Here is a 9436-nt window from a genome sequence, read left to right on the forward strand (position 1 = left end):
TCGTCACCAGGGAACGCCGGGCCACCTTCTTCCAGGGGCCGGGCAGCGGCGGGGGGGGGGGGGCCCCCCCCCAGGACGGGGAAGCCCAGGCCCATGCCGATCGAGCGGCTGTCGATGACCGTGACCGGCAGCGGGGCCTCACGCGCCGCCGCTCTGGCCGCCTCGACAGTGCCGGACAGCTCTCCTGAGAGGTGGATGGAGACCACGCTCGCCGCCCCCTGCGCGGCGAGCACCGCGTAGCAGGAGGCGAAGCGCTCCGGCGCGGGCCTCGACGTGGTGGCCGTCGCGAGATCCCCCCACGCAGCCGACGCGGGCTCCCCCGCACCCTTCGCCAGATCTCCCAGCGCGGCGTCTCCTCCAGCCCCCGCCAGACTGCCCGGCGTGGAATCGCCTCCAGCCCTCGCCAGGTCTCGCGGTGCGGCGTCTCCTCCAGCCCTCGCCAGATCTCCCGGTGCGGCGTCTCCTCCAGTCCCCGCCAGGTCTCCCGGCGTGAGATCTCCTCCGGCCCCGGCCAGACCTCCCGGTGCGGGCTGGGCTCCCGACGGGAGGCCTGCTCGCGTCGCCGGGGCGGATCCGCTTCCGCCGGGTGGGGCGTCTCGTCTTCCACGGCTCGCCGCGGTCAGGGCTCGGGTGAGGTCGGGCTCGTCCCAGGAGCGATCGCCAAAGATCACGTGTACGGGGACGACGCTGACGCCCGGCAGCTCAGGCAAATAGGCGGTGGAATCCGTGACTACAGCGACAGCGGGCGACATATCCCGACTTTAGCTACTGAACCGGCGTCCCACCCCGCCAGACGCGGCGCGGCTTGAGGCCGAAGGACCAGGCGAAGGCGCCCTCGTGGTCGGCGTCCCACTGGACGATGTCGGCGAGCCGCCCCGGCTGCAGCACCCCGCGGTCAGGGGCGCCGAGAACGGTCGCGCCGCCGAGCGTGGCCGCGCGCAGCGCGTCGTTGACGCTCATGCCGAACGCCGACACCGCCATCGCGATCACCAGCGACATCGAGGTGATGCCGCAGTAGCCGGGGTTGTGGTCGCTGCCGAGCGCGATCTGCACGCCGTGCTTGATCATCTGGCGGACCGGCGGCAGGTGGCCGCGCTGGAGCGCGGTGGCGGGGCAGACGACGGCGGGCACGCCGTAGCGGGACATGATCGCGATGTCCTCTTCGGACATGTGGTGCAGCCCGTCGGCGGAGGCGCAGCCGAGCTCGGCGGCGAGCTGGACGGCGCCGCGGCGGCTGAAGATGCCGGCGTGGATGCGCGGCAGCAGGCCGACGTTGCGGCCCGAGGCGAGCACCCAGCGGGACTCCTCGGTGGTGAAGTGGCCCTCGTCGCAGTAGACGTCCACGCTGTCGGCGCCGGCGGCGGCCGCGTCGGCGCACCAGGCGCCCACGGCCTCGACGTACTCGCGCTGCCGGCCGAAGTATTCCGGTGGCACGACGTTGGCCGCGAGGAAGGTGACGTGCACCCGCGGCATCATCGGCTCCTTCTCCAGCTCGCGCAGGAGCCGCACGTCGGCCAGTTCGCCGTCGCGGGTGAGGTGGTAGCCGGTCTTGGCCTCGACCGTGGTGGTGCCGTTGAGCAGCCAGCCGCGCAGCCGCTCGCGCACGCCGTTGCAGAGCGTCCACGGGTCGGTGCCGCGGGTCACGGTGACGGTGGAGCCCACGCCGCCGCCCGCGGCGGTGATGGAGGCCGAGGTCGAGCCGCCGGTGCGGATGGCCAGCTCGGCGTAGCGGTTGCCGGCGTAGACGGGGTGGGTGTGGGCGTCGATGAGACCGGGGGTGACGAGGGCGCCGCTCAGGTTTTCGACGTGGTCGACGTCGACGATGTCGTCGACGACACCGGGGACGCTCTGCGGCAGGTCGGGGGCTCTCCCGACCCACGCGATGCGGTCGTTGTGCACGAGGATCGCGGCGTTGCTGAGGACCTCGTTGCCGGTCCACAGCCGGCCGATGTTGGTCAGCAGCCGAACGGTCACCGCATCACCGCCCCACGCGCGAGCAGCGCGCAGCGCACGGCCTGTGCCGCGCCCACTGAGTCCGCTCCGGGTCCGGACGACATGGGGGGTCTCCTGCTCTCATCCGCAAAGCTGTGCGGTGACCGTATCGCCGGACGCATGATCCGGCGATTTCAGTTCAGTTACGTTATTTCACATGCGGGCTTGCTGTACAGGGTTATTCGGAAGAAAGCCCACTCTTCACAACCGTCGCCCTGGCACACCCGCAACCTCTGGCCCCTGCGTGCTCCGTCGGCGCAGCAGCCGTCATCCGTTAACCCGTGTCAATCAGTCGAAAGGCTTGGCTAATCCTAGCAATCCCAGCGTTGCCGGACCACTGACGCGTTTGGGCAGCCCTGTACCACTTTGTGGCCAGAGCTGCCCTGGCTGACGGTCACGGACGAGCCGCTAGGCGACCCGCTCGACCGGCTTGCCCACGCGGATGAGCTCCTGGTAGAGGCTCGGCAGCACGCGGGCGTTCAGGATGGTGCCGTCCTCGACGTGGTCGACCGAGAGCACCTCGCCCTCCTTGTGGGCCCGCGAGATCAGGTCGCCCCGGTCGTACGGGACCAGGAGGGTGACCTCGTGGTCCAGGCGCGGCAGCCGGCGTTCGACGAGGGCGAGCAGCTCGGGGATGCCGGCGCCGGTGCGGGCCGACACCACGACGCTGTCGCGCTCGCGCCGCGTCAGGCGGTCGAGCACCTCCTGGTCGGCCGCGTCGGCCTTGTTGATCACCACGATCTCGGGCACGTCGGACGCGCCCTCGATGGTCCTGAAGACCTCGCGCACGGCGGCGAGCTGGCCCTCGGGGTCGGGGTGCGAGCCGTCGACCACGTGCAGGATCAGGTCGGAGTCCGCGACCTCCTCCAGCGTGGACCGGAACGCCTCGACGAGCTGCGTCGGCAGGTGGCGCACGAAGCCGACGGTGTCGGCGATCGTGAACAGCCTGCCCTCCGGCGTGCGGGAACGGCGCACGGTCGGGTCGAGGGTGGCGAAGAGCGCGTCCTCCACCAGCACGCCCGCCCCGGTGATCCGGTTGAGCAGCGAGGACTTGCCGGCGTTGGTGTAGCCCGCGATGGCGACCGCGGGCACCTCGCGCCGCTGACGGCCCTGCCGCATGGTCTCGCGGGAGGTGGACATGCCCCTGATCTGGCGGCGCAGCTTGGCCATCCGCTCGCGGATGCGGCGCCGGTCCAGCTCGATCTTGGTCTCACCGGGGCCGCGGCCGCCGATGCCGACGCCGCCGGCCGCCCGGCCGCCGACCTGGCGGGACAGGTTGCCGCCCCAGCCGCGCAGGCGCGGCAGGAGGTACTGGAGCTGGGCGAGCTCGACCTGGGCCTTGCCCTCCCTGCTCTTGGCGTGCTGGGCGAAGATGTCGAGGATCAGCGCCGTGCGGTCGATGACCTTCACCTTGACCACGTCTTCGAGCTGGCGGAGTTGGCCGGGGCTCAGCTCGCCGTCGCAGATCACGGTGTCGGCGCCGGTCGACTCGACCACGTCGCGCAGCTCCAGCGCCTTGCCGGAGCCGATGTAGGTGGCGGGGTCGGGGGACTTGCGCCGCTGGATCAGGCCTTCGAGCACCTGCGAACCCGCGGTTTCGGCCAGGAGCTTGAGCTCCTGGAGCGAGTTCTCGGCGTCTTCGATCGTGCCCGAGGTCCAGACTCCCACCAGGACGACCCGCTCGAGTCGCAGCTGGCGGTATTCGACCTCGGAGACATCCTGGAGTTCGGTGGAGAGGCCCGCCACGCGGCGCAGCGCCTGGCGCTCCTCAAGGTCCATTTCGCCGGTCGCGTAGTCGTCGAGCGCGGGGTTCGCGGGATTTTCGTGCATACGTGTCATCTCTTATAGGGAACGTCTGGACACCTCGGTGTCTTCCCCCGATCGTGGCACGACATCCCCGGGGTCAACACCCCATTATCGCGGCAGCACGCTCACGTCACCGGATCCGGCGCTGATGACGACCTTGCGCGGGGCGCCGCGGTCGTCGCGTACCGAGACCGTGGTCTCCCCGCTGCCGACCTCGGTCTTCACGTCGTAGCCCTCGTCGGGGAGGCGCACGGTGACGCTGCCCGAGCCTGTCTCCAGCCGGACGTCGTCGGGCGCGGCGGCGTACTCGAGCTCGATGTCGCCCGAGCCCACCTCGCCGGTGACGGTCTTGCTCGTCAGGCCGGCGGCGTCCACGGCGCCGGACCCGGCGTTGACGGCGAGCGGCCCGGACAGCGACCTGAGCGTCACGTCGCCCGACCCGGCCTCGGCCTTGACCTGGAGGCCCTTCGGGATCTCGATCTCGTAGTCGACGCCGCAGTCGCCCCAGGCCCGCCGGCAGTCGAACGTGATCAGCAACGTGTCGCCGTTCACCGTGTGCTCGGTGACGGGCTTCTCGCCGCGCCACCGGAGGGTCTCGTCGACCTTCACCGAGCCGCCCCCGGTCTCGGTGATCAGGGTGTCGCCCGAGCCGTTGCGCACCTCCAGCTTGGTGACCTTCTCCGTCACCTCGTACGAGGCCGTGTCCTGCTCACTCGGCCCGGCGAGGCTGTCCAGCCCGCACCCCGTCAGCAACGCGGCCGACGCCAGCAGCCCGCCCGCGATCGCGATTCTGTTCATGACTCCGATCCTGGCGCGCGTGGCCCGCCCGCACATCGGGGATGCCCCGGAAGGCACCCCGGCTTTGACCCCCCGAACCCGGATGACATACCTTCACTTCCATTATCCAGAACGACATTTCCACGAAGCGGAAAGAGATCGCACCATGGAGATCACCGGCCCGATGCTCGACCGGTTCGACGAGGTCCTGACGCCCGAGGCGCTCGCGTTCGTCACGACGCTGCAGCGGGAGTTCAACGGCAGGCGGCTGGAGCTGCTGGAGGCCCGCGAGGCCAGGCAGCGGGAGCTGTCCGCCGGCGGCACGCTCGACTTCCTGCCGGAGACCAAGGCGGTCAGGGAGGGCGACTGGACGGTCGCGCCGCCCGCGCCCGGCCTGGAGGACCGGCGGGTCGAGATCACCGGGCCGGTGGACCGCAAGATGACCATCAACGCGCTCAACTCCGGCGCCAAGGTGTGGCTGGCCGACTTCGAGGACGCCAACTCCCCGCTCTGGGAGAACTGCGTGCTCGGCCAGCTCAACCTGCGCCTCGCGCTCGACCGTACGATCGACTTCGAGTCCGGCGGCAAGTCCTACGCGCTGCGCCCCGACGAGGAGCTGGCCACGATCGTGGTGCGGCCGCGCGGCTGGCACCTCGACGAGAAGCACGCGCTCGTCGACGGGGACCCGGTGTCGGCATCGCTGTTCGACTTCGGCCTCTACTTCTTCCACTGCGCCCAGCGGCAGCTCGACAAGGGCAAGGGCCCCTACTTCTACCTGCCGAAGATGGAGTCCCACCTGGAGGCGCGGCTGTGGAACGACGTGTTCACCCGCGCCCAGGAGCTGCTCGGCATCCCGCACGGCACGATCAGGGCGACCGTGCTCATCGAGACCTACCCGGCCGCGTTCGAGATGGAGGAGATCCTGTACGAGCTGCGCGAGCACTCGGCGGGGCTCAACGCGGGCCGCTGGGACTACCTGTTCAGCGTGATCAAGAAGTTCCGCACCCGGGGCCGGGAGTTCCTGCTGCCGGAGCGGAACGCGGTGACGATGACGGCCCCGTTCATGCGCGCGTACACCGAGCTGCTGGTGCGCAGCTGCCACAAGCGCGGCGCGCACGCGATCGGCGGGATGGCGGCGTTCATCCCCTCGCGGCGCGATCCGGAGGTCAACGCGGTCGCGCTGGAGAAGGTGCGCGGTGACAAGACCCGTGAGTCGGGCGACGGCTTCGACGGCTCCTGGGTCGCGCACCCGGACCTGGTGCCGATCTGCCGCGAGGTCTTCGACGGCGTGCTCGGCGACCGGCCCAACCAGCTCGACCGGCTGCGCGAGGACGTCACGGTCACGGCCGCCGACCTGCTGTCCGTCTCCGAGACGCCGGGGGAGATCACCGAGGCGGGGCTGCGCAACAACGTGGACGTGGCGCTGCGCTACCTGGCCGCGTGGATGGGCGGGCAGGGCGCGGTGGCGATCCACAACCTGATGGAGGACGCCGCCACGGCGGAGATCTCCCGCTCCCAGATCTGGCAGTGGATCCACAACGACATCACGCTGGCCGACACCGGGGCGCAGGTCACCAAGGAGCTGGTCGAGCGGATCATCGGCGAGGAGCTGGAGAAGATCGCCGCCCAGCCGGGCTACGACGAGGAGCTGTTCGCGCAGGCCACGGCGCTGTTCAAGGAGGTCGCCCTGGACGACGACTTCGCCGAGTTCCTGACCCTTCCGGCATACGCCCGCATGCCGTAAAAGCCGACCTATATTGGCACTGATGGAAGGCCGACTCGCTGGAGGCGCCATGCTCGACACGCTGACGGCGGCGCTGCGCGAGGTGCTGTCCGCCGACTCGGTGATCACCGATCCGGTGCGGCTGCGTACCTACGAGTGTGACGGCCTCACCTATCACCGTGCCACGCCCGGCGTGGTCGTGCTTCCCGCCACCGCCGAGCAGGTGGCGGCCGTGGTCAGGCTGTGCGTCGAGTTCGCGGTGCCCTTCGTGGCCCGCGGCTCGGGCACGGGCCTGTCCGGCGGCGCGCTGCCCCGCGAGGACGGGGTGCTGATCGTCACCTCCAGGATGCGCCGCGTCCTGGAGGTGGACCTGCCCAACCGGCGGGCCGTGGTGGAGCCGGGGGTGACCAACCTGGCGATCACCGAGGCGGTGCGCGACCAGGGCTTCTACTACGCCCCTGACCCCTCCAGCCAGCAGATCTGCTCGATCGGCGGCAACGTGGCGGAGAACTCCGGCGGCGCCCACTGCCTCAAGTACGGCTTCACCGTCAACCACGTCGAGGCCTGCGAGATCGTCACCCCCGACGGCGACCTGGTGACGCTCGACCGGATGGACCCCGGCTACGACCTGCTGGGCGCGTTCATCGGCTCGGAGGGCACGCTCGGCATCGCCACCAAGATCACGGTACGGCTGACCCCGGCGCCCGAGTCGGTCACCACCGTGCTGGCCGCCTTCGAGAACATCGAACAGGGCGGCAGGGCGGTGTCGGCCATCATCGCCTCCGGCATCGTGCCGGCGGCGATCGAGATGATGGACGCGCTGGCCATCGAGGCCGCCGAGGCGGCGGTGGCCTGCGACTACCCGCGGGGCGCGGGCGCGGTGCTGATCGTCGAGCTGGACGGCCCGGCGGCCGAGGTCGAGCTCCAGTTCGCGCGGCTGAAGGAGATCTGCGCGGGCGCGTTCGAGCTGCGCGTCGCGGCGGACCAGGAGGAGCGGGCGGCGATCTGGAAGGGCCGCAAGTCGGCGTTCGCCGCCGTCGGGCGCATCAGCCCGGCCTACATCGTCCAGGACGGCGTGGTGCCGCGCACCGCGCTGCCGCGCGTGCTGGCCGCGATCGACCGGCTGTCGGCCGAGCACCGCATCCGGGTCGCCAACGTGTTCCACGCCGGTGACGGCAACCTGCACCCGCTGGTGCTGTTCGACGACGCCGAGCCGGGCGCCGGCGAGCGCGCGGAGACGGTGTCGGGCGCGATCATCGACCTGTGCGTCGAGCACGGCGGCTCGATCACCGGCGAGCACGGCGTGGGCGTGGACAAGGCGCGCTACATGCCGCGCATGTTCACCGACGACGACCTCGACACCATGCAGCTCGTACGGTGCGCGTTCGACCCCAGAGGGCTGTCGAACCCCGGCAAGGTGTTCCCCACGCCGCGGCTGTGCGGCGAGGTCCCGGGCGTGCGCAAGGGCGTGCACCCGCTGGTGGAGTCCGGGAAGGCGGAGCAGTTCTGATGCTCTCGGAGAAGCCGGTCGGCGCGACGGTCAGGGAGGCGGGGCCGGAGGACGCCGTGTGCGGGGTGACGCCGCGCTGGGTGGCGCTGCCCGAGACGGTCGAGGAGATCGCGTCGGTGCTGCGCGCCTGCGCGGAGCGCGGGCTCGCGGTCGTGCCCGCGGGCGGCGGCACCAAGCTGCACTGGGGGCCGCCGCCGGAGCGGCTGGACGTGCTGCTCGACCTGTGCTGCATGAACGAGATCGTCGAGCACGCGGCGGGCGATCTGGTGGTGCGCGCGCAGGCCGGGGTGACCATGGACGCGCTCGCCTCGGCGCTCGCGGAGAGCGGCCAGGAGCTGGCTCTCGACGTCCCGTTCACCGAAGGCGCCACGATTGGTGGTACGCTCGCCGCCGCGGTCGCGGGGCCGCGCGCCTTCCGCTACGGCACGGCCCGCGACCTGCTCATCGGCATCACCGTCGTGCTGCCCGACGGCACCGTCGCGCGCTCCGGCGGCAAGGTCGTCAAGAACGTCGCCGGTTATGACCTGGGCAAACTGTTCACCGGCTCGTTCGGCACCCTCGGCGTCATCGCCGAGGCCACGTTCCGGCTCCACCCGCTGCCCGCCGACCGGCGCTGGATCGTGGCGGTGGTCGAGCCGCCCCGGGTGTCGCAGAGCGGGCCGTGCCAGGCGCGGGAGCTGGCCGCGATGCTGGCCGTCGCCCAGGAGGAGCCGAGCGCGGTCGAACTCGACTGGCCGCACGGCCAGGGGCCGATCTGGATGACCGTGCTGGTCGAGGGCGCGGCCGCCGAGGACCGGGCGCGGGCGCTGGCCGCGCGGATGGGCGAGGTGGTCACCGGGGTGCGGGACGAGCCGCCGCCGCAGTGGGGGCTGATCGTCGACGACCGCCTGCTGGCCGAGGTGCGCTTCCCGCCCGCGGCGCTGACCGAGGTGCTCGACGCCGTCCACTACACCGGGTTCTCGCTGCGCGGGTCGGCGGTGGGCGGCCGGCTCTGGCTGGAGCTGTGGGGCGAGGACGGCCAGGCGGGCGAGGAGGACGAGGAGCGGGTCACCGGCGCGGTGGCCGCGCTCCGCGACCGGCTGGAGGGCTGCGGCGCCCGGCTCGTCGTGCACGCGACCCCGTACGAGAGCGTCCAGCGGTGGGGGCGCGTCGGCGCGCTGCCGCTGATGCGGCGGGTCAAGGAACGCTTCGATCCGGGACGCGTGATGTCTCCCGGCCGGTTCGTGGGAGGGATCTGAGATGGCCGCCGAACCCGATCCGAAGCTGATCGGCGACTGCGTGCACTGCGGGTTCTGCCTGCCGACCTGCCCCACGTATGTGCTGTGGGGCGAGGAGATGGACTCCCCGCGCGGCCGCATCCACCTGATGGGCCAGTACGTCGAGGGCACCGCGGTCACGCCGGAGATGGCCGGCCACTTCGACGCCTGCCTGGGCTGCATGGCGTGCGTGACCGCCTGCCCCTCCGGGGTCCGCTACGACCGGCTGATCGAGCAGACCAGGGCCGTGGTGGAGCGCGAGCACAAGCGCGACCCCCAGGACCGGGCGGTGCGCGGCCTGGTGTTCGGCCTGTTCCCCTACCCGCGCAGGCTGCGGCTGGCGCGGCCGGGCACCGGGCTGGTCCGGCGGCT

At 71.6% G+C, this 9436-nt stretch carries 8 protein-coding genes; 4 read left to right on the top strand and 4 right to left on the bottom strand.

The window, feature by feature from the left end:
- The 4 genes from OUY22_RS33870 to OUY22_RS33885 form a co-directional block, all read right to left on the bottom strand.
- Window positions 1-752, bottom strand: a 752-nt coding sequence (locus tag OUY22_RS33870) for a DegV family protein (RefSeq protein ID WP_270159365.1), incomplete at its 3' end; no start/stop codon positions are given.
- Between the two features lie 13 nt (window positions 753-765).
- Window positions 766-1974 carry an amidohydrolase family protein gene (locus OUY22_RS33875; RefSeq protein WP_270159366.1) on the bottom strand — a complete coding sequence of 403 codons (1209 nt, stop codon included), beginning with the start codon at window positions 1972-1974 and terminating at the stop codon, window positions 766-768.
- Between the two features lie 426 nt (window positions 1975-2400).
- Window positions 2401-3822, bottom strand: a complete 1422-nt coding sequence (gene hflX / locus OUY22_RS33880) for a GTPase HflX (protein WP_270159367.1) — start codon at window positions 3820-3822, stop codon at window positions 2401-2403.
- 84 nt (window positions 3823-3906) lie between these two features.
- A complete protein-coding gene (locus tag OUY22_RS33885; protein ID WP_270159368.1) occupies window positions 3907-4596 on the bottom strand; it encodes a DUF4097 family beta strand repeat-containing protein in 690 nt (229 codons plus the stop codon).
- A gap of 145 nt (window positions 4597-4741) precedes the next feature.
- Between OUY22_RS33885 and aceB the strand changes: the two genes are divergently transcribed.
- The 4 genes from aceB to OUY22_RS33905 all read left to right on the top strand — a co-directional run.
- Window positions 4742-6319: a malate synthase A gene (aceB, locus tag OUY22_RS33890; RefSeq protein WP_270159369.1), complete on the top strand. Its 1578-nt coding sequence runs from the start codon at window positions 4742-4744 to the stop codon at window positions 6317-6319.
- Between the two features lie 22 nt (window positions 6320-6341).
- Complete coding sequence (locus OUY22_RS33895; RefSeq protein WP_408638246.1) at window positions 6342-7808, top strand: FAD-linked oxidase C-terminal domain-containing protein; 1467 nt, start codon at window positions 6342-6344, stop codon at window positions 7806-7808.
- Window positions 7808-9046 (top strand): FAD-binding oxidoreductase, encoded by a 1239-nt coding sequence (locus tag OUY22_RS33900; RefSeq protein WP_270159370.1) that lies wholly within the window; start codon window positions 7808-7810, stop codon window positions 9044-9046. Before OUY22_RS33895 ends, OUY22_RS33900 begins: the two co-directional genes overlap by 1 nt.
- A 1-nt stretch (window position 9047) precedes the next feature.
- Window positions 9048-9436, top strand: a 389-nt coding sequence (locus tag OUY22_RS33905; RefSeq protein ID WP_270159371.1) for a 4Fe-4S dicluster domain-containing protein, incomplete at its 3' end; no start/stop codon positions are given.

This window comes from Nonomuraea corallina (genome assembly GCF_027620315.1).
GTDB lineage: Bacteria > Actinomycetota > Actinomycetes > Streptosporangiales > Streptosporangiaceae > Nonomuraea > Nonomuraea corallina.